At 36.7% G+C, this 23,667-nt stretch carries 23 protein-coding genes; 15 read left to right on the top strand and 8 right to left on the bottom strand.

The annotated features are described in order from the left end of the window. Positions 1-21 precede the first annotated feature (21 nt). The 10 genes from ACFSR8_RS07035 to ACFSR8_RS06990 all read left to right on the top strand — a co-directional run bounded on the left by ACFSR8_RS07035 (position 22) and on the right by ACFSR8_RS06990 (position 11,471). On the top strand, positions 22-963 hold the full coding sequence (locus ACFSR8_RS07035; RefSeq protein WP_380290452.1) for a glycosyltransferase: 942 nt from the start codon (positions 22-24) through the stop codon (positions 961-963). Positions 964-965: 2 nt separating this feature from the next. Then, positions 966-2,501 (top strand): hypothetical protein, encoded by a 1,536-nt coding sequence (locus ACFSR8_RS07030; RefSeq protein ID WP_380290450.1) that lies wholly within the window; start codon positions 966-968, stop codon positions 2,499-2,501. Between the two features lie 21 nt (positions 2,502-2,522). Beyond that, positions 2,523-3,725: an O-antigen ligase family protein gene (locus ACFSR8_RS07025; protein WP_380290448.1), complete on the top strand. Its 1,203-nt coding sequence runs from the start codon at positions 2,523-2,525 to the stop codon at positions 3,723-3,725. Then, a complete protein-coding gene (locus ACFSR8_RS07020) occupies positions 3,718-4,302 on the top strand; it encodes a serine O-acetyltransferase (RefSeq protein ID WP_380290446.1) in 585 nt (194 codons plus the stop codon). Before ACFSR8_RS07025 ends, ACFSR8_RS07020 begins: the two co-directional genes overlap by 8 nt. 31 nt (positions 4,303-4,333) lie before the next feature. Further along, entirely contained in the window at positions 4,334-5,428 is a 1,095-nt protein-coding gene (locus ACFSR8_RS07015) for a glycosyltransferase (protein WP_380290444.1), read from the top strand. Positions 5,429-5,436: 8 nt separating this feature from the next. Continuing rightward, a complete protein-coding gene (locus tag ACFSR8_RS07010; RefSeq protein ID WP_380290442.1) occupies positions 5,437-6,597 on the top strand; it encodes a glycosyltransferase family 1 protein in 1,161 nt (386 codons plus the stop codon). Continuing rightward, a complete protein-coding gene (gene asnB, locus ACFSR8_RS07005; RefSeq protein WP_380290440.1) occupies positions 6,584-8,485 on the top strand; it encodes an asparagine synthase (glutamine-hydrolyzing) in 1,902 nt (633 codons plus the stop codon). The genes ACFSR8_RS07010 and asnB overlap by 14 nt, the downstream gene beginning before the upstream one ends. Continuing rightward, positions 8,478-9,632, top strand: coding sequence for a glycosyltransferase family 4 protein (locus tag ACFSR8_RS07000; protein ID WP_380290438.1), 1,155 nt, complete (start codon positions 8,478-8,480; stop codon positions 9,630-9,632). Before asnB ends, ACFSR8_RS07000 begins: the two co-directional genes overlap by 8 nt. Before the next feature lie 17 nt (positions 9,633-9,649). Then, positions 9,650-10,270, top strand: a complete 621-nt coding sequence (locus ACFSR8_RS06995; RefSeq protein ID WP_380290436.1) for a sugar transferase — start codon at positions 9,650-9,652, stop codon at positions 10,268-10,270. Between the two features lie 211 nt (positions 10,271-10,481). Next, the gene (locus tag ACFSR8_RS06990) at positions 10,482-11,471 is read left to right on the top strand and encodes a peptidoglycan bridge formation glycyltransferase FemA/FemB family protein (protein WP_380290434.1); all 990 of its coding nucleotides are present in this window, start codon (positions 10,482-10,484) and stop codon (positions 11,469-11,471) included. 49 nt (positions 11,472-11,520) lie between these two features. Here ACFSR8_RS06990 and ACFSR8_RS06985 read toward each other — a convergent pair whose 3' ends face one another. Both ACFSR8_RS06985 and ACFSR8_RS06980 read right to left on the bottom strand, forming a co-directional pair. Beyond that, on the bottom strand, positions 11,521-12,000 hold the full coding sequence (locus tag ACFSR8_RS06985) for an Lrp/AsnC family transcriptional regulator (RefSeq protein WP_186562392.1): 480 nt from the start codon (positions 11,998-12,000) through the stop codon (positions 11,521-11,523). A gap of 70 nt (positions 12,001-12,070) precedes the next feature. Further along, the gene (locus ACFSR8_RS06980; protein WP_380290431.1) at positions 12,071-13,222 is read right to left on the bottom strand and encodes a M14 family zinc carboxypeptidase; all 1,152 of its coding nucleotides are present in this window, start codon (positions 13,220-13,222) and stop codon (positions 12,071-12,073) included. 292 nt (positions 13,223-13,514) lie between these two features. Between ACFSR8_RS06980 and ACFSR8_RS06975 the strand changes: the two genes are divergently transcribed. Then, the gene (locus ACFSR8_RS06975) at positions 13,515-13,886 is read left to right on the top strand and encodes a helix-turn-helix domain-containing protein (RefSeq protein ID WP_380290429.1); all 372 of its coding nucleotides are present in this window, start codon (positions 13,515-13,517) and stop codon (positions 13,884-13,886) included. 35 nt (positions 13,887-13,921) lie between these two features. Further along, the gene (locus tag ACFSR8_RS06970; protein ID WP_380290427.1) at positions 13,922-14,308 is read left to right on the top strand and encodes a hypothetical protein; all 387 of its coding nucleotides are present in this window, start codon (positions 13,922-13,924) and stop codon (positions 14,306-14,308) included. Here the strand turns inward: ACFSR8_RS06970 and ACFSR8_RS06965 are convergent. Further along, positions 14,305-14,805, bottom strand: coding sequence for a hydrolase (locus ACFSR8_RS06965; RefSeq protein WP_380290425.1), 501 nt, complete (start codon positions 14,803-14,805; stop codon positions 14,305-14,307). The two genes, ACFSR8_RS06970 and ACFSR8_RS06965, sit on opposite strands and share 4 nt — an antisense overlap. 3 nt (positions 14,806-14,808) lie before the next feature. Next, complete coding sequence (locus ACFSR8_RS06960; RefSeq protein WP_380290423.1) at positions 14,809-15,570, bottom strand: MBL fold metallo-hydrolase; 762 nt, start codon at positions 15,568-15,570, stop codon at positions 14,809-14,811. A 97-nt stretch (positions 15,571-15,667) separates the two neighbouring features. Between ACFSR8_RS06960 and ACFSR8_RS06955 the strand changes: the two genes are divergently transcribed. Further along, positions 15,668-17,152 carry a TonB-dependent receptor gene (locus ACFSR8_RS06955; protein WP_380290421.1) on the top strand — a complete coding sequence of 495 codons (1,485 nt, stop codon included), beginning with the start codon at positions 15,668-15,670 and terminating at the stop codon, positions 17,150-17,152. 31 nt (positions 17,153-17,183) lie between these two features. On the opposite strand, the gene bcp is transcribed toward ACFSR8_RS06955, so the two are convergent. Continuing rightward, on the bottom strand, positions 17,184-17,642 hold the full coding sequence (bcp, locus tag ACFSR8_RS06950; protein ID WP_380290419.1) for a thioredoxin-dependent thiol peroxidase: 459 nt from the start codon (positions 17,640-17,642) through the stop codon (positions 17,184-17,186). A gap of 55 nt (positions 17,643-17,697) precedes the next feature. On the opposite strand from bcp, the gene ACFSR8_RS06945 reads away from it, so the two are divergent. Further along, a complete protein-coding gene (locus ACFSR8_RS06945) occupies positions 17,698-18,357 on the top strand; it encodes an endonuclease III domain-containing protein (protein ID WP_380290417.1) in 660 nt (219 codons plus the stop codon). Between the two features lie 23 nt (positions 18,358-18,380). On the opposite strand, the gene ACFSR8_RS06940 is transcribed toward ACFSR8_RS06945, so the two are convergent. Beyond that, positions 18,381-18,527: a hypothetical protein gene (locus ACFSR8_RS06940; RefSeq protein ID WP_380290415.1), complete on the bottom strand. Its 147-nt coding sequence runs from the start codon at positions 18,525-18,527 to the stop codon at positions 18,381-18,383. A gap of 307 nt (positions 18,528-18,834) precedes the next feature. After that, positions 18,835-19,419, bottom strand: a complete 585-nt coding sequence (locus tag ACFSR8_RS06935; RefSeq protein WP_380290413.1) for an RNA polymerase sigma factor — start codon at positions 19,417-19,419, stop codon at positions 18,835-18,837. Between the two features lie 236 nt (positions 19,420-19,655). Between ACFSR8_RS06935 and uvrA the strand changes: the two genes are divergently transcribed. Further along, a complete protein-coding gene (uvrA, locus tag ACFSR8_RS06930) occupies positions 19,656-22,439 on the top strand; it encodes an excinuclease ABC subunit UvrA (RefSeq protein WP_380290411.1) in 2,784 nt (927 codons plus the stop codon). A gap of 42 nt (positions 22,440-22,481) precedes the next feature. On the opposite strand, the gene ACFSR8_RS06925 is transcribed toward uvrA, so the two are convergent. Beyond that, positions 22,482-23,504, bottom strand: coding sequence for a DUF3667 domain-containing protein (locus ACFSR8_RS06925; protein ID WP_380290409.1), 1,023 nt, complete (start codon positions 23,502-23,504; stop codon positions 22,482-22,484). Between the last annotated feature and the right edge of the window lie 163 nt (positions 23,505-23,667).

Raw genomic sequence — 23,667 nt, 5'->3', positions numbered from 1 at the left:
CAAATTCCGTAAACACAAAAAATGAAACCTTTAGTTAGCATTATTGTACCCGTTTATAACGTAGAACGCTACCTACGAAGATGTCTAGATTCCATGACAAACCAAACTTATGGGAATCTGGAAATTATTTTAGTAAATGACGGATCAACTGACAAAAGCAAAATTATATGTCAGGAATATGCTTCTAATGATTCACGAATCATTCTTATAGATCAAAAAAACAGCGGTTCAAGTATTGCGAGAAATAAAGGCCTTGATATAGCTAAAGGAGGTATTATAAGCTTTGTAGATAGTGATGACCATATAGACGTCTCAATGCTGGACGAGATGGTTCATTTTATGCTAAAAAATGATTTAGATATTGTTGAAATTGAACCTAGGGCCAAAAAAACTAGAGCTCTAGATGCTGAACACCGTATAGAAGATGTACTCTCCGCAACTAAAAGAATCATTACCTCGACGGGGTTCTCTGTTTGGAGAAGGATATACAAAAGAGACTTAATTGATGGGCTACGCTTTATTCCAGGAATAATACATCAGGATGTGTTTTATACCATTGATGTACTAAACCGGACCTCTAAACTTGGATACATAAAAAATCCGCTTTACTACTACAATACAGCCAATGTAAGTGTGATACGGAGCAAGTACACCACTGAGAAGATTAAAGCAGGCATTCGGGCTACTGAATATATAATAGAAAATATTCCGAAAAGCCCTGAATTGGATCAGGTGATTAATAATTACGTAACGTATTATTATACAGACCATTTTTTCCTATTGAGTCGAAACACACATGTGGATCCGGATCGAAGCTATCGAAGAAAGCTCAAAAAAGAAATTTCCAGAACATCAGGTAGCACCAATAAAAACTTACGGACTACCATGGTGAAAATGCTCCCAATTGGAGTTATGGAAGTGATTTCGCGATTCGGTGAATCTCTTAAAAAAGTAAAAACTTAAAAATGTCTAGGTTAAACTTAACTCTTAAAAATGGATGGATAGCCCTTGTCTTTCAATTGGGCTATATAGTCGTTCAGTTTTTTTCCCGAGACATATTTTTGGAAAACTTAGGTGACGAATTTATCGGTTCCGAGGGGACATTAAAAAGCATGCTAATGTTTTTAAATTTATCCGAACTTGGAATAGGCACCGCAATTGGGTTCTCTCTATACACCCCTATTTTCAATAATGACCGTGATAAAATAAATGAAATCATCGGGTATCTAGGGTACCTTTATAAGAAGATAGGCCTATTTATTTTGATTGGAGGGGTAACCCTGGCACTTTTCTTTCCTCTTTTTTTTAAGAATACCGAAATGAACATTGGAATAATCATATTCCTGTTTTTCTCTTTACTGGTAGGAAATTTGATCAACTACTTCTTTACCTATCATATGTTTCTGCTTGAAGCGGATCAAAAATCATACGTAAATATTACCATTGGCACTTCGTCTTATATTTTAAAGTTGGTAATACAGTGTATCGTCCTTATATACTTTGAAAGCGTAATTTTGTGGATTAGTGCTGAATTACTGGTTGCTGTGCTTCAGGTAATTGTGCTAAGGATAAAAATCAAGCAGATTTATCCATGGCTAGTATTTAATTATAAGGTGAACGATGATATAAAAACAAGAAATAAATACATTCTTAAAAAGATAAAACAGGTAAGTTTCCACAAACTAGGAAGTTTTGTGTCCACAGGAACGGACAACATTTTAATATTCGCATTGATCAACCCTGCTACAGTTGCTTATGTTGGCAATTATCAAATGGTTATGGGCAATGTTAATATTTTGGTAAGTAAACTTTTTAGCGGCACTAACGCTAGTGTAGGCAATTTGGTGGCAGAAAAGGACATTAACAATATGTTAAAAGTATTTTGGGAAATGATGGCTCTGCGCTTTTTCTTTGCAGGAACTACTTCCCTCCTGATTTATGTCGGACTTGATGATTTTATAATTTTATGGTTGGGCGAAAAATATTTATTATCCCAAGACATCCTAGTGGCCTTGGCACTGATATTTTTTATTTTGCAAGTAAGGCAACCTGTTGACAGTTTTGTTCAAGCTCATGGGTTGTATGATGACATCTGGGCTCCTGTAATACAAAGTGTTATTAATTTACTGGTATCAATCATTTTTGTGTTGGAATATGGGATTATAGGTGTTTTTATAGGAACTATCATTAGCCAGATTATTGTGGTTATGTTGTGGAGACCTTACTATCTTTTTTCCAAAGGTTTCAATCTTAATTCAATGGTCTATTGGAAAGGATTCACTTTACATTTGATATATCTGTCGTTGGCAAGTGGACTATTTTACTTATTTTTCCATTTGTTTGACACATCAAGAAGTAATAACATCATTGAGCTAATTGTTAAATTGACGATTCTTGGGAGTGCCTTTCTATGCATTTATTTCATAGTTTTGAGGCTAATAAGCCAAGGTTTTAAAGATTTAATCAATAGGTTATATTCCCTTGTGAAAAATAAATTGTAAAGTTAATTATCCGTTTTTGAAATGAAATATATCTTAGGCATACTACTCATTTTGTTTGCATCATATGCGGATATTTTTCTTCATCGTATTCATATTATACCGGTATCCCCTTCTTCCGGGCCTATCCCAATATTTCTGGGGCTATTTTTATTAAACTATTCCATTAAGGATTTCTCAAATACTTTCAAGAGTCATACCTTTAAATTTTTGGTTTTTATTTTTATAGTTTCAGTGGTATATTCAGCTTTTAGCGATGCACCTATGGACGTGATTTCGACAGAAATCGGATTAAATGTGATAACAATAATTTTATATTGCTTTGCTTTACATTTCTTCACTGTTGAAAACAAAAAGACTGTACTTTTTGTTATGGCCTCTGCTTTATGCGTTTTAGGAGGTAGTTTGCTTTACGACTTTTTTATTGGTTTACCGGAATATAATAAAAACTTATCGGAAGCAGTAAGAAAAGGTGGATTTGGAGAGAATCCTAACCAAGCTGCTTCAGGGATAAAGTTTTTATCCTTGGCCGTTTTGGCTTTAATCAATAAAAACAAAACATGGCTTTACATTACGGTTACCTTCATGTTGGTTACTGTTTTTCTTACACTGTCCAGAAGCGGTATGGCTTCGGTAATCTTAATTTTGGTTATCGGGACTATGAACAGTTGGAGTTCAGAGTTTTTGATTAAACCGCGAACTTTTTTTCTAAATTCCATTAAATTAACACTGTTGTTAATCGTGTTTTTCATGTCTTTGATTACTTTTTCTGAGGTAATCAGAGAAAGTTCCCCAGAGCTTTCAAGGGGTGCGGCAGGAGAACGAATGGACATGTTTTTGGGAAAAAGCAAGGTAACAATAGACGAAGGTGGTGCTGCTGGGGGTCGAGCCTTGTTATTATTTAAATACTGGGATGATTTTCAAAAGAACCCTATTGGGTACGGCACTGGCTATACCTCAGATAGAAGATATAATTTTCTGGACACACATAATTACTTTTTGTTCTTGGCTGTGAATTTTGGTTTTATAACCTTATTAGTTTATCTATTCTACCTAGGATATGGCATGAAACTTTCTCTAGACTCACCTCAATTCTATTATCTCATATTTTTAGTACTTATTGTATTTGAAGGGTTTATTGCCAATAATATTTGGTACACAAGAACTTTGTTAATATGTCTGGCATTTTTTGACAGTTTAATTTACAAGAAGAAGTTATATGATTGATTCCAAACAAGCATATCACCACTATCTTAAAATGGATAAAGTTGCATTGGGACTGGAAGGCCATAGTTTTGGCTTTAGACTCAAAGAGTTTCTTTTCCCTAATTACATTGGGGCTTTTCAAAAAACACTCAGAAAAGTTGAGTATTACACCAACTGCAAATGCAACAGTGTCTTAGGAAAATTATTCCTGACTTATTACAAAATAAAGTTGCGGAAAAGAGCACTAAAAATTGGAGTATCCATTCCCATAAACGTCTTTGGGCCAGGGCTCTCGATTGTGCATTATGGGACCATTGTAGTGAATAGCGCCTCAAAAGTTGGCAAAAATTGTAGGATACATGCTTGTACCAATATTGGAGCATCTGGCGGTAGTAGCAAAGCCCCACAAATAGGAGACAATGTTTACATTGGCCCTGGGGCTAAAATATACGGAGATATTAGAATTGGCAACAATATTGCTATTGGAGCAAATGCAGTGGTTCATAAATCTTTTGAGGAAGACGGAATTATGATTGCAGGCAACCCGGCGAAAAAAATAAAAAGCATCGACATAAAAAGAATTATCCGGCATATTTGATATGTAAATATGCCAAAATAACGCCCAAATCGTGAACCCAAAAAGAAAAAAAATACTTTTTATCCTACCTACTTTAACTGCTGGCGGTGCCGAAAGGGTCATTTCTTTTGTTGCCCAGAACATTGATAAAAGCAAATTTGAAAGTACACTTTTAATTGTCGGACACAAAGAAGATGCCGTATATAGCGTTGAGGAAATTCCTCTTATTTTTCTAGAAAAATCAAGGGTTTTAAATGCCACTACAAATATTTTCTGGTTTCTTTTAAAATATCGTCCGGACGTAGTTTTGAGCTCCATTGGACACCTCAATACTTTAATGGGACTGCTGTCCGGTTTTTTTCCAAAAACAAAATTGATAGTTAGGGAGGCTAGTGTAATTTCAGCGATGAGCGATGCGAAAAAAGAAAACAAGGAAATCCCTAAAAAGAAGTATTTCTTAAATTTTTTGGCATCATTAAGGGCGAAGCTGGGAGATTTAAGTTTAAAGTGGATTGACGTTGTGATATGCCAATCCAAGGACATGGCCTCTGATTTTATCAATATTTTCAATTTACCTGAAGAGAAAGTAGTCATTATTAACAACCCCATCACTCAAATTTATCCCCTGAAAACGGAAACAGATAAGACCGATATACCAAGGTTTATTACTGTGGGGCGCTTGAGCAAGGAAAAAGGACACCTAAGAATACTAAATCTTCTTACTAAACTAAACTTTGACTTTAGATATACCATAATAGGGACAGGGCCTGAAAAAGACTCGATTTTCGAGAGAATGGAAAAGCTTGGACTATCGGAAAAGGTAAATTACATTCCATATACAGAGGAAGTGCTTAAGCATATATCACAACACGATTTGTTTTTGCAGGGCTCATATGTGGAAGGTTTTCCTAATACTGTTCTTGAAAGCTGTCTCGTTGGAACGCCGGTTTTGGCGTTTAACGTACCTGGCGGTACCAAAGAAATCATCACTCACGGGGAAAATGGGTATTTGGTAGAAACCGAGAAGGAATATTTACATTATTTAAATAATAGGCTTAATTTAGCTCCTGAACAAATCAGAAAATCAGTTGAGGACAGGTTCAACAAAAGCAAAATACTTAGACAATTTGAAGCCCTATTTAACTGACAACCAATATGGAACAACCTACAAGAGTTTTACAAGTACTGACGATAATGAATCTTGGTGGAGCAGAAACTATGATAATGAATTATTATCGAAATGTGGACAAGGCCAAGGTACAGTTTGACTTTCTGTTACACAGACCAGAACGAGGATTTTTCGACGACGAGATTGAAAATCTTGGAGGTAAAATCTATAGGATGCCAGCAATTAATCCAAAGAACTATTCCGATTATAAAAAAAAGCTGACTAACTTTTTTAAATCCCATCCGGAATATAAGATTGTACATTCGCATTTAAATGCTTTGAGTTGCATTATTCTTAAAATTGCAAAAAACAACAATATCCCTATTCGGGTGGCACATAGCCATCTGGCAGTTGAGCCTTTTATCCTTAAAAAGATATTCAAAAAGAATACTGACATAAAAGCAACGGTAAAAGATTCAATTCAATCCCTAATTAGGACTAAAGTTCCAAAAGTAGCAACGCATTATTTCGCGTGTGGTGTAAAAGCCGGACAGTGGCTTTTTGGAAAAAACAATCAAGAAAGGGTAACCGTAATAAACAATGCCATTAATTCTGAACTTTTTAGCTATGATGTTTCCAGGTCTAAGGAAATTAGAAAACAGTATAAGTTAGAGGACAAAAAAATAATAGGCCATGTAGGAAGGTTTAATGAACAGAAGAATCATTTTTTCTTGATTAAGGTATTTAATGAAGTATTGAAAAAGGACAAAGACTGTGTACTCATGCTAATTGGAGATGGCAATCTTAAAAGTGCCATAGAAAAAGAAGCAGAAAAACTAGGTATTTCTGAAAGTATTTTATTCCTAGGTGTTAAAAAGAATATTCCTGAACTCTTACAAGCATTTGATTTGTTCCTGTTTCCATCATTATATGAGGGACTCCCAGTAACCTTAGTTGAAGCCCAGGCCTCAGGTTTAAATATTGTGACTTCGGATACCGTGACCCCTGAAGTCAATATTACCAATCAAATTGTTTTTCTAAACCTAAAGGCCCCTATAGAAAAATGGGCAGATATGGTGATTGAAAAGTTAAATTACATTCGAACAAACACAACTGACCAAATCAAAAAAGGCGGGTATGACATTTACCAAAACGCAAAAAACCTTCAAGATTTTTACTTAAAGACAAACTCTCATGTGCGGCATTAACGGATATATAGCATCAAATACATTAGATAAAAAACAGCTTCAGGCAGATATGCAAAGCATGAACGACCTGATCTTCCATCGTGGACCCGATGAGGACGGCGTATTCTGCGAATCCAATAAAACACATTCCGTTGGCATGGGAATGAGGCGGCTTTCAATTATCGATTTAAGCTCGGGCAAACAGCCTATTTTTACAGACGATAAAAGTATAGTCATCGTTTTTAATGGTGAAATATATAACTACCGTGAACTAAAATCCAAGTTGCAGAGTGAAGGTGTAACATTCAATACCACAAGCGATACCGAGGTAATTCTTAAGCTTTATGAAAAATACGGGTCAGAATCCTTTAAGGATTTGGACGGTATGTTTGGATTTAGCATCTACGATAAAAATAAAAACAAACTGTTTATAGCACGGGACTATTTTGGCGAAAAGCCTTTATATTATTACAGATCAGATGAAAAATTCGTTTGGGCTTCAGAGCTAAAATCACTTGTTAAAGCCATTGGGCATAAACCAGAAATCAGCAAAGAAGGACTGAACCTGTTTTTTAGGCTAACCTATATTCCTGCACCCCACACCATCTATGATGGCGTAAAAAAGCTAGAGGCCAACAACTATATTGAGTTTGATATTGCCAAAAACAGTTTCGATATCAAATGCATCAATCCTTTTGAAGCTACTGAAAAAATTGATATTCCATATGAGGAGGCGACTAAGGCGGTAAAGGACATGGTATATAACAGTGTTCAAAGCCGATCTGTTGCGGATGTGCCCCTAGGAACCTTTTTATCCGGTGGCGTAGATTCATCCGTTGTGTCTCTTTGCCTTTCCCAAGGTGTGGAATCAAAAATAAATACCTTCTCTATTGGCTTCAAAGAAGCGGGTTATGACGAATCGGAAAAGTCAAGACTGGTGGCAAAAATGATCAATAGCAAACATCATGAATTCATAATTGACGAAAACGATCTCAAGGATAACATTTCAGAAATTGTATTGAATTTTGATGAGCCTTTTGCAGACTCCTCTGCCCTTCCCACTTATTTGGTGTCTAAAAAAACAAGCGAACACGTAAAAGTAGCTTTAACCGGGGATGGTGGAGATGAGGTTTTTGGTGGCTACAACAAACATTATATCGGAAGGCTCAATAAAATGTATACAACTTACATGCCGAAGTTTGCGCATAGCATATTACGCAGCGCCTCCGATAATCTTTTTAAAACTAGCAACGATGACAGAGGTAGGAAGTATAAGATTCGGCGACTTTTGAACAGTATTGACTATGATGGTGGATTTTACTGGGATATCATTTCCCTTGCCAATACTAGCAACGAAGTTTCAGCTATTATTAAGCCAAACTGGCACATTAAAAATATTTTCAAAGCTTATCAAGATTTGTTCAACCTAGAACGGCCTAAAACTTTAAACGACTTTAGGAAGGTGGACAGACTCATCAGTTTGGAAGGGGATCTTTTGGTAAAAGTAGACCGAACAAGTATGTTTAATTCCCTGGAATGCAGGGCTCCATTTCTGAATAAAAAACTATGGGACTACACCAGGACTTTGCCTGATGATTATCTGTTAAACCGATGGGACAAGAAACGAATCCTTAAAGATGCGTTTAGAGATCAATTCCCCGAAAAGTTTTTAGATTTGGGCAAAAGCGGTTTTGGAGTTCCTGTTGGCAATTGGCTTAGAACAGTACTTAAAGATGAACTAGAAAGCTTTATAGATAGAAAAAAATTGGAAGCCCAAGGCATATTTAAAATTGATGATATTATCAAACTTGTGCAAAACCATTTAAACGGCACAATGGACAATACATTTAAGGTGTGGTCCTACTATTGTTTCCAGAAATGGTACTTCAACACTTATTTGAATGACTAAGAAGAAAATCATCAGAATTACGACGGTTTCAGGCTCTTTAACAACATTGTTAAAAGGTCAGATGGGCTATGTTTCGCCCCATTTTGATGTGATTACGATTTCCTCCCCAGATTCCTTTGGGCGATTGGAGAAGCTGGAAAAATCAGAAGGAGTAAAATCCATGGTGGTTCCAATGACAAGAAAGATTACTCCGCTTAAAGATTTGATTGCGGTTTATCGTCTGTATAAAATCATGAGAAGGGAAAAGCCCCATATCGTGCATTCCCATACACCAAAAGCTGGTACCTTGGGTATGCTGGCCGCATGGATCGCCAGAGTCCCTAACAGATTGCATACTATTGCCGGGCTTCCGCTTGTGGAAGCAGAAGGCTTCAAAAGAAAGTTGTTGATTTTTGTGGAAAAAATAACTTACGCCTGTGCCACCAAAATATATCCAAATTCCTATGGATTGAAGGACATAATTTTAGAAGAAAAAATCGCGAAGCCTTCAAAACTTAAGATTATTGGTAACGGCAGCTCGAACGGAATTGATACGACGCATTTTGACCGCAAACACTTTAGTGAAACAGAACGAGATGTCCTCAGAAAAAAATACAACATTAATAAAAATGATTTCGTTTTTGTGTTTGTTGGTAGATTGGTAAAGGACAAGGGCATAAACGAGCTTATTTCGGCTTTTGATGCTCTGAACAAAAAACATGATAATCTGAAATTATTACTTGTAGGGGGCTACGAAAAACAATTAGACCCGCTACTTCCCGAAACCACTACAATTATTGAATCGAACCCAAATATTATTGAAACTGGTTGGGCAGATGATGTGAGGCCGTATTATACAATTTCCAATGCACTGGCCTTTCCAAGTTATCGTGAAGGATTTCCTAATGTGGTGATGCAAGCCTGTGCCATGGAACTGGCGAGTATAGTTACAGATATTAATGGATGTAATGAAGTAATCACTCAAGATGAAAATGGATTTATCATCCCAAAAAAAGATAGGGAGGCGCTTTACAATGCCATGGAACACATAGTATTGAACCAAGAAGGCTTGAAAAATATGGGCCAAAGGTCAAGGGAGATTGTAATAAAAAAGTACGAGCAAAAGTTTGTTTGGAAATCCATTTTGGAAGAATACAATCAATTGTAATCTAACTGAGATAAGACATGTATAAAAACCTATTGAAAAGAATTTTGGACATACTGCTATCCGCTTTTGGAATATTACTGTTTTCTCCAGTTCTTATAGTCGTTATATTGATATTGATTGTTGTCAATAATGGTTCCCCATTTTTCTTTCAGGAAAGACCAGGGAAAGATGGAAATCCTTTTAGAATAGTTAAATTCAAAACCATGCGGGACATTAAATCTACCAAATCAGATGACCTGCATAACATGGCCAGAGTAACCAAAGTTGGCGGCTTCCTCAGAAAATACTCCGTTGACGAGATCCCACAATTGTTTAATGTTTTAAATGGCGACATGAGTATTATAGGGCCAAGACCCTTACTAACGCAATATGTGCCCCTTTATAACGAAAGGCAACGCAAAAGGTTGGGTGTAAAACCAGGGGTAACGGGATGGGCACAAGTTAATGGCAGAAATGCTATTAGCTGGGGTCAAAAATTTGAATTGGATGTATACTATGTTGAAAATCTTTCATTTGCATTGGACGTTAAAATACTTATCAAAACAGTCCAAAAAGTGTTGCAGAGAGAAGGCATTAATAGTGGTTCTGAAGGCGAAAAAGAGGTAATAATGCCAGAATGGAAAGGCAACAACAATTAATAATCCGTCTTTACTACAAGACATAATTTCCTACCTATAAGCAAAGTACGTCAACTTTAAAAGACTTAATATACACTTACATCCAATAGGCTTATTTTATTTGGACTAATTATATTATTGTTATAAATTAGTTATCCAGAAAAAGAAAAAAATAGCTATTTCAAAGTCAAACATAGAGATAATTACGTCCAAAACTGAATGGAATCAGTTTTTGGATTCGGTAGATGATTACGATGTATATCATACCTATGATTATCATCAAATTGCCAAAGAATCTTCCGATTCGGCTGTTTTGATCAAGTACGAGCAAGATGCCGTGCTTATTGGATTGCCATTGTTGATAAGAAAAATAAATGGTACGGCGTACTTTGACGCCACTTCTGTTTATGGCTATTCTGGACCTATTTCAAATAGAATCCCCCTTAACTTTAATCCAATCAATTTTCAAAAGCGATTAAGGCGTTTTTTCGTAGAAAACAACATTATTAGTGTATTCGTAAGGCTTCACCCCTTTATGCCATTCCAAAATATTATCCTTTATGGTTTTGGCGACTTATCTTATTTAGGTCGAGTTGTAAACATTAATCTCACTTTAAGCTTGGAGAAACAAAGGCGACTTTACCAAAGGAGGTTAAAAACTTATGTTAATAAAGCAAAAAGGCTACTAAAACTTAAATACGCCCAGACTGACGAAGACCATCAAATATTCAAGCAGTTATATTATCAAAATATGGACCGCTTAAATGCGAAAAGCATTTACTACTTTGATGACGACTATTTTAAAAATTTAAGGTCGGCCAAAGATTTTAAAACAGAAATACTACTGGCTGTTGAAGAAGCCTCTGGCGAAGTCATTGCAGGAGCAATGTTTATCAAAACAAAGTCGACAGTACAATACCATCTTTCCGGATCTTCAAACGAGCATTTACACCTTAATGGCACCAAGTTCCTTATAGATCAAATGCGAGTTAAAGCCCACGAGGATGGCTATTTTAATTTTAACCTCGGTGGCGGTTTGGGAGCCGATGAAAACAATTCATTGTTTAAATTTAAGTCATCCTTTTCAGACGAGTTCCATCCATTTTTTGTTTGGAAGCTTATTACGAGAAAAGGCGCTTACAAGAATATTTGTAAACGAAACAATATTACAAATACTGATTCTGACTTTTTTCCTCTCTACAGACTAAAAGAGCACGTTTAAAAAAAAGAGGCCTAATTAGGCCTCTTTTTGATATACTTCTGAAAGCAAATTACATTTCATTAAATATGGAATGCATCAAACGTTTTTTATCATTAATACTCTCTTCTAAAGAAATCATTGTTTCGGTGCGATAAACACCTTCGATTTCATCTAATTTAAAAATCACCTCCTTGGCATGCTCGGTGTTTCTCCCCCTTATTTTACAGAAGATATTAAATTTTCCAGTGGTAATGTGCGCAACAGTCACAAAAGGGATTTCATTAATACGCTCCAACACAAACTGGGTTTGAGAGGTGTTGTTTAGATAAACGCCTACGTAAGCAATAAACGAATAACCAAGTTTTTTGTAATCTAAAGTCAACGAAGAGCCCCTGATAATTCCCGATTCCTCCATTTTTTTTACACGAACGTGTACCGTTCCAGCAGAGATCAATAATTTCTTTGCAATGTCGGTAAATGGAATCCTAGTGTTGTCGATCAACATGTCAAGAATTTGATGGTCTATTTCGTCTAATTTAATTTTCCCCATAATGAAATTTTGTTAGATAAAAGGCAAAATTAATACATTCTCTTTAAAGATTACGCATTTTTAGTGCGTTTTATTTTGAGAAAAATACGATTTTCTCATTATTCAATTTTACGCAAACGTTTTCGTTACCTACTTTGAGCGTTTCGTCATTTTCACCCAGCACTACTGCCCCATTAGCATCAAGTTCTTTATGTCCGTGAAATCCAGATAAATTTTCGATCTTTTTCACAATTGGAACAAATTTCACTTCTGAAACCATCAATCGTTCCTCAAATTGGATGCCAATATCCTTAATTTCTTCATTTTCAACTATTTTTGCATTTCGGATAATCACATCATAAAACAATTTTTCATTTTCAGGAATATCAAAATAAGACTCATAATGGTCGCCTTTTAAATCATTAACTGCAATATGGTGCAAGGCTGTCATATAAGATAAATAAATCAATTCACGGGTTTTATCCCGTGGATAATCATCGGGAAAATGGCCTGCTTCAAATAATATAGTCGGAATGTTTTCACTTTGAAAGGTATCCCCAACACAGTTTAAATTGAAAGCATCATCGTACACACCAACATGATTGGGAATGATTTCCTGTAAGGCCCTGTTCATTTCAGCAATTATTTCCATGGCAATTTTCCGGTTGGGTGTGACTGAGCAGGCCTCGTCCTGTGCAGGAGACAGAAAAGATACTATTGCAGACTTCTTAGCCTTACCAGCACTAAATATGGTACGTTGCCCATGCAGATTGAAACAATAATCAGGTTTGAACTCCACAAAAACATTTCTAAGAGCAACACTTTCAGGCTGGGAGCGCTGTTGCGCATCCCTGTTTAAGTCAATTTCATTGGCATTAATCCTGGTATACGCCTTAGCTCCATCGGGGTTTAAAATTGGTATGATACAAAGCGTGCAGGATTTCAAAATGGTATCTGTCAACGTGTTTTCAGCCAAACAAGTGTTGAGAAAATCAAAAATCGCCTTTGTGGTAGTGGATTCGTTACCATGCATTTGAGACCACATAAGTACTCTCTTTGGTCCTTTTCCAATTGTAATGGCATAAATAGAATCATTTAAAACAGACTTACCAATTTCTCTAATTTCCACTTTGCTCTTAATTTTTTTAAGAAGGGGTGCAATTTTTTCATTGGTAATATAACGGTGAAAAAGTGACTTTTCCTTATTCAAATTATAGAGTGTTTGTATGCCGATGATATCCATGAATTTTCTTTAGGACACAAATGTAAACATTTATGATTTTACAATTGTAAACGTCTCAATTTAGCCAATTTGTATAATATTGTAAACATGTGACACCTTTCTTAAACGATGTTATTGAAAAATTCTCATTATATTCAATAATTTAAATATAAAAAGTTCATTTTCAGTATTTTAAATTACTTTATTTAAAGTGAAAAGTCAGTTTTTTATAAATTAATCACACACTCTAAACCACAGTTTCAGATTGATTTGTTACTTTTGTAACGTATTTTTGCCTTAAATCTATTTTACAATGATAAACAGTACGGATTTTGCGAATCGCCTACAAAAAGTGATGGATTATTATGGTGAAACTGCCTCCTTCTTTGCTGAGAAAATAGGGGTGCAACGCTCTAGTATTTCACACATTTTGAGTGGCAGAAATAAACCAAGTTTAGATTTTGTACTAAAGGTACTCACCTCCTATCCAGATGTGGAATTGTATTGGCTTTTGAATGGAAAAGGGACATTTCCGAAATCCGAAACTGTTTCAGATACATCATCAGTACCTAAATCGTTGGAGACTCCTATTCAAAAAATCTCGAATAAAGACAACAAACCCAAAGAAATAGAGCGTATTGTCATCTTTTATTCCGATGGAAGTTTTGAAAATTTCGAAAAATAGCCCTAGGTTTTATAGTTTTGCTTTAAAATAGTTAAATGAGGAAATTAGTCATTATTGCGGCATCTATCCTGCTAACCTCGTGCTACCAAAGCGAACGGAATTGCTCCGATTTTAAAACAGGCCTGTTTCGTTTTGAATACACGGTTGACGGATTCACTAAAACCGCCCAATTTAGGCGGACCCCAACAACAAACATCAATTATTACGACAATAAAGTGGACAGTTCAAAAATCCGTTGGATCAACGATTGCGAATTTGTTCTACATAAAATCAACCCTAAATCGTTATCGGAAAAAGACCCCATACACATGAAAATATTGAGCACAACCGACAGTTCGTACACTTTTGAATACGCCAAGGCCTCGTTAAACGAAGGCGAAAAACGCCGTGTGGAAAAGGGTACCGCTATAAAAATCAATTAATCAAAAGGGTACAGAAAGGACTCTAACAAATTGAAGGTTACTTTTTTGTCTTTGGAAACTTCGTAAGCTAATAATACTTCTCCCCAATATTGGCCATCCGAAAAATCTGCAATAATCCATTTGTGATTGAGCAATTTAACTGTATTTACGAGCATTTTTTTACCATCTGAAGATGCATACGGCACAACAGGATGTTGGCCCTTTACGGTGTTAAGGCTATACAATTCATCTTTTATTAAAGGCGCTAGTTCAGAAACATTATGCCCCTCCTCCTCAAAGTAACTGATGGCGTCTTCATTGCGCTCCAAATTAAAATGGGATTGGTTCAAAAACGAGTCATTTATTGTGGCTAGAGAATCTTTAAGCATTTCAACTTTAGCTTTAGCCTTTTCCAATTTTTTATTCTGATCTTCAAAAATGCGTTTGGAATTCACATATTGGAATAGCACCAATAGAATTGAAAACACAAACAGATACATGAAAATTTTCTGTTTCATATGTTATATCGTGATTTTTAGATTATCATAAGCCAGAAAAACGTTAGAGGGCAATTGTTTCTCTACTTCCGAGTGAAAACCAAGCATATGGCCTATATGTGTTAAATAAGCCCGTTCTGGGTTCACCTTTTCAATAAAATCAAGGGCTTCCTCCAAATTAAAATGGGAATAATGGGTTTCAATACGCAACGCGTTAACCACAAGAACTTTAACGTTTTTAATTTTTTCAACTTCCTTGTCCTTTACGGTTTTCATATCTGTCAAATATGCAAAATCCTTAAAGCGAAAACCAAAAACATCAAGCTCATAATGCGACCCCTTCACCGGGACCACATCCAAATTCCCTAACCTAAAAGCTTTGTTCTTTACTCTGCGTATATCAACAGATGGTGCGCCAGGATACTTATTTTCGGTTTTAAAAATGTAATCGAAACGCTGTTTTAGAGATTTCAAAACCCGTTTGTGGCCATACAATGAAATTGCGCCTTGTTTATAATAAAATGGGCGAATATCATCCAACCCTAACACATGGTCCGAGTGTTCATGAGTAAACAAAATGCCATCTATTTTTTCGCAATTGCTACGCAACATTTGTTGTCTAAAATCTGGGCCACAATCAATAACGTAACTGAAACCGCCCCACTCAATCAAAACGGAAGATCTTAAGCGTTTATCCCTGCTGTCCTCACTTAAGCAAACGGGGTGATTGCTCCCTATCACTGGAACCCCTTGGGATGTCCCCGTACCAAGAAAAGTAACTTCCAAAATGTTAGTTTTTTCACGGACAAAAATAGGGTTATTTTTTTGTATGCTATCCTTATTTAATATCTTTACACAAAAATGTTATTAACCTATATTGCCTATGGAAATCAGCATTCACGGAGATAGAGAATTTGATGATATTCCTTCATTAAAATCCAAGGCCCTCAAGATAAACCTCAATGAAAACATCTATGGCACTTTTGCCGAAATAGGCGCGGGACAAGAAACCGCACGTCATTTTTTTAGGGCTGGAGGTGCTTCCGGAACTATTGCCAAGGCAATGTCTGCATATGACAAGGATTTTAGTGATGCCATTTATGGAATTGAAGATGACAGGCGTTATGTTACGGAGTCCCGATTGCGAAAAATGCTGATTCACGAAATGGCTCTGATGGAGGAGCGCATTACACGAGATAAAAACCCCAATAAAATATTTTTCACTTACGCGAATACCGTAGCTACAATTGACTTCGCAAAGCAATTTAAGGGTCATGGTTGGGTTGGCATCAAATACCAAGTAGAGGCCGGTGGAGGTTATAACGAAATCATCCTACACGTCCGATTTAAGGAAACCGACGCCCGTTTACAGCAGGAAACTTTGGGGGTTCTGGGTACCAACTTGATTTATGGGGCATTTTACAAATATAATGAGCCGAAAAAGTTACTGAGGTACCTTTATGACCATTTGGATAAAGACCAATTGGAAATTGACACGATAAACTTCTCTGGACCTGTTTTCAAGAATGTGGATAACAGACTGATGAGTCTTCAACTGGTTAAAAACGGCATGACTGACGCGGTGATGTTCGGACCCGATGGCAACAATGTACTACCTGCTCGTGTTTTTTATAAGAAAAACATCTTGGCGCTACGCGGAAGTTTTAGACCGGTGACCAAAGTGAACATGGCTATGTATGAGAAATCATATGAAATGTTTGTCAAAGAAAATAAGGTAGACCCTGATAAAACTGTGGTTGTTTTTGAAATTACATTATCAAATTTACGTGCCGAAGGAAAAATTGATGAACAAGATTTTATTGACAGAGCGGATCTGCTATGTGCTTTAGGGCAGTCTGTTATGATATCCAACTTCCAAGAGTACTATAAGGTAGTAGAGTACTTTTCAAATTACACCAAAGCCAGAATGGGTCTTGCCATGGGCGTCAGTAATTTAGTAGATATTTTTGATGAAAAGTATTATCGCCATATAAGCGGGGGCATTTTGGAAGCCTTTGGGAAATTATTCTTTAAGGACTTAAAAGTTTACCTGTACCCAATGCTAGACCCAAAAACTGGAGAGCTTATTAACAGTGAAAACCTTAAAGTATATCCCCGTATGAAGGAATTGTACAAATTCTTTAAGTACAATGGAAAAGTGATAGATATCGCGGATTACGACGAAAGCATTATGAATATATTTTCCAGAAGAGCTCTTGAAATGATCGAAAAAGGAGAACCGGGCTGGGAAGAAATGCTTCCTGAGGGCACAGCAGATCTAATAAAGGATTACAGGCTTTTTGGATACACAAGAAGGCCTTTAAAGCCTTTAACCTTGAAAAGGCGAGCTGTTGCCAAAAAGAAATAGAAAAAAAAGAGCCTTCAAAAGGCTCTTTTTTTTAAACTTCTTCCAAGATTTGCGAAGCGTGTTCTTTCGCTTTTACCTTATCAATGACTTTTGATATCACGCCATTTTCATCAATCACGAAGGTGATACGATGAATTCCATCAAAAACCCTTCCCATAAATTTCTTTTCACCCCAAACGCCAAAGGCCTTAATCACCTCTTTGTCGACATCAGCCAATAATGGGTATGGAAAATTAAACTTCTTCTTAAAGTTAGACTGTTTACGCTGAGAATCTGCGCTAACACCCAAAATCTCATAACCCTTTTCCTTTAATTCAGCATAATCGTCACGCAAATTGCAAGCTTCAACCGTACAAGTTGGCGTATTGGCTTTTGGGTAAAAGAAAACAACTAACTTTTTCCCTGCATAATCGGTTAATTTTATTGTGTTTCCCTGTTCATCAAAGGCTTCAAAATTTGGTGCTTTGTCCCCTACTTTTAATGTATTCATATCAATTTTTTTGTTTTTGAATTTACTAACTTCGTTTTTGCAAAAATACGACCGAATGACCAAACAAGAAAGCGTTGACTTTGTTATTAAAACGTTAAACAGGATTTACCCTCATATCCCAATCCCTTTAGACCATAAAGACCCTTACACCCTGTTGATTGCGGTGTTAATGTCGGCGCAAAGTACGGACGTTCGAGTGAATAAAATAACCCCCTTGCTATTTGAGGTGGCCGACAACCCCTATGATATGGTAAGGCTATCGGTTGAGGAAATTAGGGATATTATAAAACCGGTAGGGCTATCCCCAATGAAAAGCAAGGGTATTCATGGATTGTCCAAAATTCTTATTGAAGAACACAACGGAAAAGTGCCTCAGAGTTTTGAAGCCTTGGAAGCTTTGCCCGCCGTAGGGCATAAAACAGCAAGTGTGGTGATGTCTCAAGCCTTTGGAGTCCCTGCCTTTCCTGTAGACACACATATTCACAGATTGATGTACCGTTGGAATTTAAGCAATGGTAAGAATGTGGTGCAGACAGAAAAAGATGCCAAACGTTTGTTCCCAAAGGAATTATGGAACGATTTACACCTACAAATTATATGGTACGGACGGGAATATTCCCCAGCGCGCGGTTGGGATTTGGAAAAGGATGTGATTACCAAAACGATTGGCAGAAAGTCCGTGATAAACGACTATTTGAAGCAAAAAAAATCCTGATATAATAATCAGGATTCTTAATTTTAATTGAGAAACGTTTCGTATTTCTCGTTTTTACCAGTTATGACACTTAAAGCTTTTGAATAGTCCAGTAGAAACTTAACCGTCTCATCCCTAGGCTTTAAATTGTTTGTTTTTTCAATCGAATGTTCAGAGTAAAGTTTTGCCATTTTACTAATTTAAGGGTTAATTCAAATTAATAACGCCACAAAACCTTTTATATTGCATTTGAAATTATGATATGTTGAAAATGTCAAAAACTGAAAGCCAAGTGGGTTTTAAAGATGCTTGACCTGCCTATTAAAACCCAATGTTTTCTTTAAAACATCTGCACCCGCATTAGGGATTGCAGTGGTGGCTTTTGGCGAGGCGCGCATCGAGCCAAAACTTTTAACGGAAAGCCCGACCCGAGCACGCTGTTTTCTTTAAACTTTCGGGAGTTTCATCGAGGGGAATGCCCAAAATACTATTGAGAAATTAATTCGTTAAAACAATATTATGCTTGTCAATAATCTTTCTCAGATTAATCAGCGCGTAGCGCATTCGGCCGAGTGCGGTATTGATACTTACACCTGTTCTTTCTGATATTTCCTTGAAGCTCATGTCGTTGTAGATGCGCATCATCAAAACTTCCTTTTGATCCTCCGGCAATTCATCTACCAAACGACGCACATCGTTTTCGACCTGTTCTTTAATAATACTTTTTTCAGCATTTAGGGAGCTATCACTCAACACCGAAAAAATACTGAATTCTCCAGCATTGTCAAACTTCGGCATTCGGTTACTTTTTCTAAAATAATCGATGACCAAATTATGGGCAATGCGCATTACCCAAGGTAAAAATTTGCCTTCTTCATTATAGGCGCCTCGTTTTAAGGTACGAATCACTTTTATAAAAGTATCCTGAAAAATATCCTCCGCGATATCCCTATCATATACTTTTGAATAAATAAAACTGTAAATTTTGTGCTTGTGTCGGGTGATTAAAGTTTCTAATGCACTTTCCTGTCCCTTGATGTAGTTGCTGACCAATACAGCATCCGTGATAAGTTGTTGTTGCATAGTAATTACTTTTAATGCTCGAAGCAGTACTTCGTAGCTTGGGGTTATTTTAGTTTAAAAGTAATTTTACGCTATATAGTAGTGTTTTAATACGTTAGCAACAGTCCAAATATAACAACAATCATTCCTAAAATGCAAAAAATCGTAAGTTTTTTTAACAAATTGTTTAGTTAGACCTCATTTTTTCGGCTCATTTAGTTGTACTATCTTTGCAAAATTATTCCCTTAAAACACCTATGAACACTGCGATTTCTGAAGTAAACCCTAAAGAACACATTATCATTAAAGGTGCGAAATTGCATAACCTGAAAAATATTGATGTGGTAATCCCTCGGAATAAATTAGTGGTTATCACAGGGTTATCGGGCTCAGGGAAGTCCAGTTTGGCCTTTGACACGCTTTACGCCGAAGGCCAAAGACGTTATGTAGAAAGCCTTTCCAGCTATGCGCGCCAGTTTTTAGGACGATTGAACAAGCCCAAGGTAGACTACATCAAAGGGATTGCTCCGGCCATTGCGATTGAGCAAAAGGTAAATTCTACCAATCCACGCTCAACAGTTGGGACGACTACTGAAATCTATGATTATCTAAAATTATTGTTTGCCCGAATCGGGAAAACTTACTCCCCCATTTCTGGTAATGAGGTTAAAAAACATAGGGTTTCTGATGTTTTGAAGCACGTTAAATCCTTTTCGGAGGGCGAGAAACTTTTACTCCTCTCTCCCATTTATTTGGAAGAAGGACGCTCCATGGAAGATAAGCTAAAGACTTTGAAACAGCAGGGCTATGCTAGGGTGAAGCTTGAAGATGCGGTGGTGCGGATTGATGAAATCGATGCTATTTCTGAAAACCAAACGGTTTTATTGGTAGTTGACAGGGTAATCACGAAAAACGAGGACGATTTTTATAATCGATTGGCCGATGCAATACAAACGGCTTTTTTTGAAGGTAAGGGGGAATGTATAGTTGAAACTTTGAATGACAATAAAGCTGTTAAATTCAGCAATAAGTTTGAATTGGACGGTATGAGTTTTTTGGAGCCCAACGTGCATTTATTCAGCTTCAATAATCCTTATGGTGCCTGCCCAAAATGTGAGGGCTACGGCGATATTATCGGAATTGACGAGGATTTGGTGATTCCGAACACAGGATTGTCTGTTTATGAAAGTGCCATATTTCCATGGCGTGGCGAAAGCATGAGCTGGTATAAAGACCAGTTGGTGAACAATTCGCATAAATTCGACTTTCCTGTCCACAAACCTTATTTTGAATTGACGGAGGAACAAAAGGAACTAATTTGGACTGGAAACCAATATTTTGAAGGCCTGAATTCCTTTTTTGCTGAATTGGAATCTAAAGCATATAAAATTCAAAACCGGGTAATGCTATCGCGCTATCGAGGTAAAACCAAATGCAAAGTCTGTAACGGTAAACGATTACGGCCCGAAGCCAACTATGTCAAAATAAACGGAGTTACCATTACGGATCTCGTGGAAATGCCAATAAAGAAACTGGTTCAATTTTTTAAGGAGCTAGAATTGAGCGACCATGATACCAATATCGCAACACGCCTGTTGAAAGAAATCAATAATAGGCTATCCTATTTATCTAATGTTGGATTGGATTACTTGACTTTAAACCGAAAATCCAATACGCTTTCTGGTGGTGAAAGCCAACGGATTAATTTGGCCACTTCATTGGGCAGTAGCTTGGTCGGCTCCATGTATATTTTAGATGAACCCAGTATTGGCTTGCACCCAAAGGACACCGAACGATTGATTTCAGTATTAGAATCGCTACGGGATTTAGGTAATACAGTAATCGTCGTAGAACACGATGAGGATATTATGAAAATGGCCGACCATATTATCGATATCGGTCCCGAAGCAGGAACCTTTGGAGGAAATGTTGTTGCAACTGGAAGTTTTGACGATATTTTAGCCTCGGACTCCTTAACGGCAAAATACCTTAATGAGAACCTGAAAATTGAAGTGCCGAAAACCCGAAGAACTTCAAAATACTTTGTGGACATCAAAGGTGCGAGGGAAAATAACCTTAAAAATATAAATGTGCGTTTTCCATTGGGAATGCTTACGGTGGTAACCGGAGTTTCCGGAAGCGGCAAAAGCACCTTGGTCAAAAAGATTCTATTTCCGGCTTTGCAAAAAGCATTGACGGACTTTGGGGATAAACCTGGTCAGTTTTCTGCTTTGGAAGGTAATTTCAGCAATATCAAACAGATTGAATTTGTGGATCAAAACCCGATTGGACGATCCTCACGTTCTAATCCTGTTACTTACATCAAAGCTTACGACGACATTCGCGCTCTGTTTTCAAAACAGAAATTGAGCAAGATTAGAAATTACCAAGCGAAACATTTTTCTTTTAACGTAGATAGCGGACGTTGTGAGACTTGTAAGGGTGAAGGTGAAGTAACCATTGAGATGCAATTTATGGCAGACGTGCATCTGGAATGTGAAACCTGTAAGGGCAAACGCTTTAAAAAAGAGGTACTGGAAGTGACTTTTGCGGATAAAAGCATTGATGATATTCTTAACTTGACTATTGACGAGGCAATCACTTTTTTTGATGCCACGGAACAGACTAAAATTAAAAGCAAACTGCAACCTCTGCAAGATGTTGGATTGGGTTATGTTACTTTGGGGCAAAGCTCGTCTACTCTATCAGGAGGAGAAGCACAGCGCATAAAACTTGCCTCATTTTTAGGCAAAGGCAACTCAAAAGATAAAGCTCTTTTCATTTTTGATGAACCCACTACTGGACTGCATTTTCATGACATTCAAAAGTTATTGAAGTCTTTCGATGCTTTAATCGAAAAAGGGCACTCCATCATCGTAGTGGAGCATAATTTGGAACTTATCAAATGTGCCGACCATATTATTGACTTAGGCCCTACCGGCGGACAAGAGGGCGGCAATCTTGTTGCTTTTGGCACTCCCGAGGATATCGTGAAAAACAAATTCTCAGTTACCGGGGCGTATCTTGAGGAAAAACTTTAACTTCGATTTCAACTTCAAGAATTTGCAGATTTTTCTACTTTGCTAGAAAAACATAAACGCGTAAACACCCAAAATAAATGCAGTTATGGGTGCCACTATTAATAAAAACAACACAGAAATAATACTGGCTTTCAAGAAACTTTTCAGCTTTCCTTGGGCATAGAATTTACTTAGCGCTATATTTAAATAAACAAAAGTGGAAAGCATAATCAAAAAGTCTATCCAATCCGGCAAATCAAAAATGAAGTTGATGGCTAAAATTATGCTGAAAACTAGAAAAAGAAAGGAAAAGTAATAAAAACTAAACACCAAATGATGGGCATAAAAAATGCCTTTTCGATACAACAGTTTTAATATTAAAGCAAAAATCGGCAATAGGAAAAATAACGCTATGGGTATGGTATCATAAAACGCCTGTAGTATATTACCCCCTTTTCTAGATTTATAAAACTTCAATCCTTGAGTATATATCCGTCTTGTAAATACGCCCGCGTCATCAGGCATCCCTATAGCCTTATACATTTCATCTTTTGGCGCATCAATGGCAATTAAGGAATCCAGCTTCTTTGAACTAAAACCGAAATCAGACGCATTGTTGTTTTTTGAATTTTTTGCTGAAGTTAAAGAATCGATTTGCTTACTGTAGGATTTTGGCAGATACTGCAAATCGTCGGGTTGGTTTTGTAAAATTGAATCAATGTTACCCCTATTGGACTTAAATGCCTTAGCAAAACTTTTGTCAACTGCTTGCACCTGTTGCCGCTGCACAAATGAAAACAAAAAGAAAAAAACAACCGTAATGAAAAGATACATCTGCGCCGGGTGCAGGTACAATAGGCGCTTACCTTCTATAAACTTACTGGCTAAATAACCAGGCTTAAACAATAACGGAAAAAAACTTTTAAAAAATCGGGCGTCAAAAGAAAAATAGTTGCTAATCGTATTATAAAACAACACCCCTACAGTTAGCTCATCTTTAGCCTGTTGCCCGCAATGGGGACAGAATTTAAAATGCCCTGCAAACTTCTGCTCACAATTCTTGCAAGTTTCTAATGTGTCCGACATTAAACTTCATTGTTTAGTTAAAAATAAAAAAAGATTTATGAAATAAACCTTTTGCTAAATATTGTTTTTGAAATAGTGACATTTTTGGCACGCAAATTGAAAATTGTAGTTCCAATAGAGTAAACCGAAAAGCTAAAGAGTAGGTAAAATTTAAATCAAAAAA

It is taken from the genome of Hyunsoonleella rubra, from assembly GCF_042684665.1.
In the GTDB taxonomy this organism is placed as follows: domain Bacteria; phylum Bacteroidota; class Bacteroidia; order Flavobacteriales; family Flavobacteriaceae; genus Jejuia; species Jejuia rubra.
The sequence above is the reverse complement of the archived record's forward strand: the minus strand, read 5'-3'. Positions and strand labels throughout refer to the sequence as shown.

What these genes read in the sequence shown, in the direction of transcription:
- ACFSR8_RS06995 (WP_380290436.1), top strand. Translation starts at nt 9,650, where the DNA reads ATGTATAAAAACCTATTGAAAAGAATTTTGGACATACTGCTATCCGCT.
- ACFSR8_RS06935 (WP_380290413.1), bottom strand. Translation starts at nt 19,419, where the DNA reads ATGCAACAACAACTTATCACGGATGCTGTATTGGTCAGCAACTACATC.
- ACFSR8_RS06970 (WP_380290427.1), top strand. Translation starts at nt 13,922, where the DNA reads ATGAGGAAATTAGTCATTATTGCGGCATCTATCCTGCTAACCTCGTGC.
- ACFSR8_RS06980 (WP_380290431.1), bottom strand. Translation starts at nt 13,222, where the DNA reads ATGGATATCATCGGCATACAAACACTCTATAATTTGAATAAGGAAAAG.
- ACFSR8_RS06975 (WP_380290429.1), top strand. Translation starts at nt 13,515, where the DNA reads ATGATAAACAGTACGGATTTTGCGAATCGCCTACAAAAAGTGATGGAT.
- ACFSR8_RS06955 (WP_380290421.1), top strand. Translation starts at nt 15,668, where the DNA reads ATGGAAATCAGCATTCACGGAGATAGAGAATTTGATGATATTCCTTCA.
- ACFSR8_RS07020 (WP_380290446.1), top strand. Translation starts at nt 3,718, where the DNA reads ATGATTGATTCCAAACAAGCATATCACCACTATCTTAAAATGGATAAA.
- ACFSR8_RS07010 (WP_380290442.1), top strand. Translation starts at nt 5,437, where the DNA reads ATGGAACAACCTACAAGAGTTTTACAAGTACTGACGATAATGAATCTT.
- uvrA (WP_380290411.1), top strand. Translation starts at nt 19,656, where the DNA reads ATGAACACTGCGATTTCTGAAGTAAACCCTAAAGAACACATTATCATT.
- ACFSR8_RS06940 (WP_380290415.1), bottom strand. Translation starts at nt 18,527, where the DNA reads ATGGCAAAACTTTACTCTGAACATTCGATTGAAAAAACAAACAATTTA.
- ACFSR8_RS06925 (WP_380290409.1), bottom strand. Translation starts at nt 23,504, where the DNA reads ATGTCGGACACATTAGAAACTTGCAAGAATTGTGAGCAGAAGTTTGCA.
- bcp (WP_380290419.1), bottom strand. Translation starts at nt 17,642, where the DNA reads ATGAATACATTAAAAGTAGGGGACAAAGCACCAAATTTTGAAGCCTTT.
- ACFSR8_RS06985 (WP_186562392.1), bottom strand. Translation starts at nt 12,000, where the DNA reads ATGGGGAAAATTAAATTAGACGAAATAGACCATCAAATTCTTGACATG.
- ACFSR8_RS06965 (WP_380290425.1), bottom strand. Translation starts at nt 14,805, where the DNA reads ATGAAACAGAAAATTTTCATGTATCTGTTTGTGTTTTCAATTCTATTG.
- ACFSR8_RS07000 (WP_380290438.1), top strand. Translation starts at nt 8,478, where the DNA reads ATGACTAAGAAGAAAATCATCAGAATTACGACGGTTTCAGGCTCTTTA.
- ACFSR8_RS07030 (WP_380290450.1), top strand. Translation starts at nt 966, where the DNA reads ATGTCTAGGTTAAACTTAACTCTTAAAAATGGATGGATAGCCCTTGTC.
- asnB (WP_380290440.1), top strand. Translation starts at nt 6,584, where the DNA reads ATGTGCGGCATTAACGGATATATAGCATCAAATACATTAGATAAAAAA.
- ACFSR8_RS06945 (WP_380290417.1), top strand. Translation starts at nt 17,698, where the DNA reads ATGACCAAACAAGAAAGCGTTGACTTTGTTATTAAAACGTTAAACAGG.
- ACFSR8_RS07025 (WP_380290448.1), top strand. Translation starts at nt 2,523, where the DNA reads ATGAAATATATCTTAGGCATACTACTCATTTTGTTTGCATCATATGCG.
- ACFSR8_RS07035 (WP_380290452.1), top strand. Translation starts at nt 22, where the DNA reads ATGAAACCTTTAGTTAGCATTATTGTACCCGTTTATAACGTAGAACGC.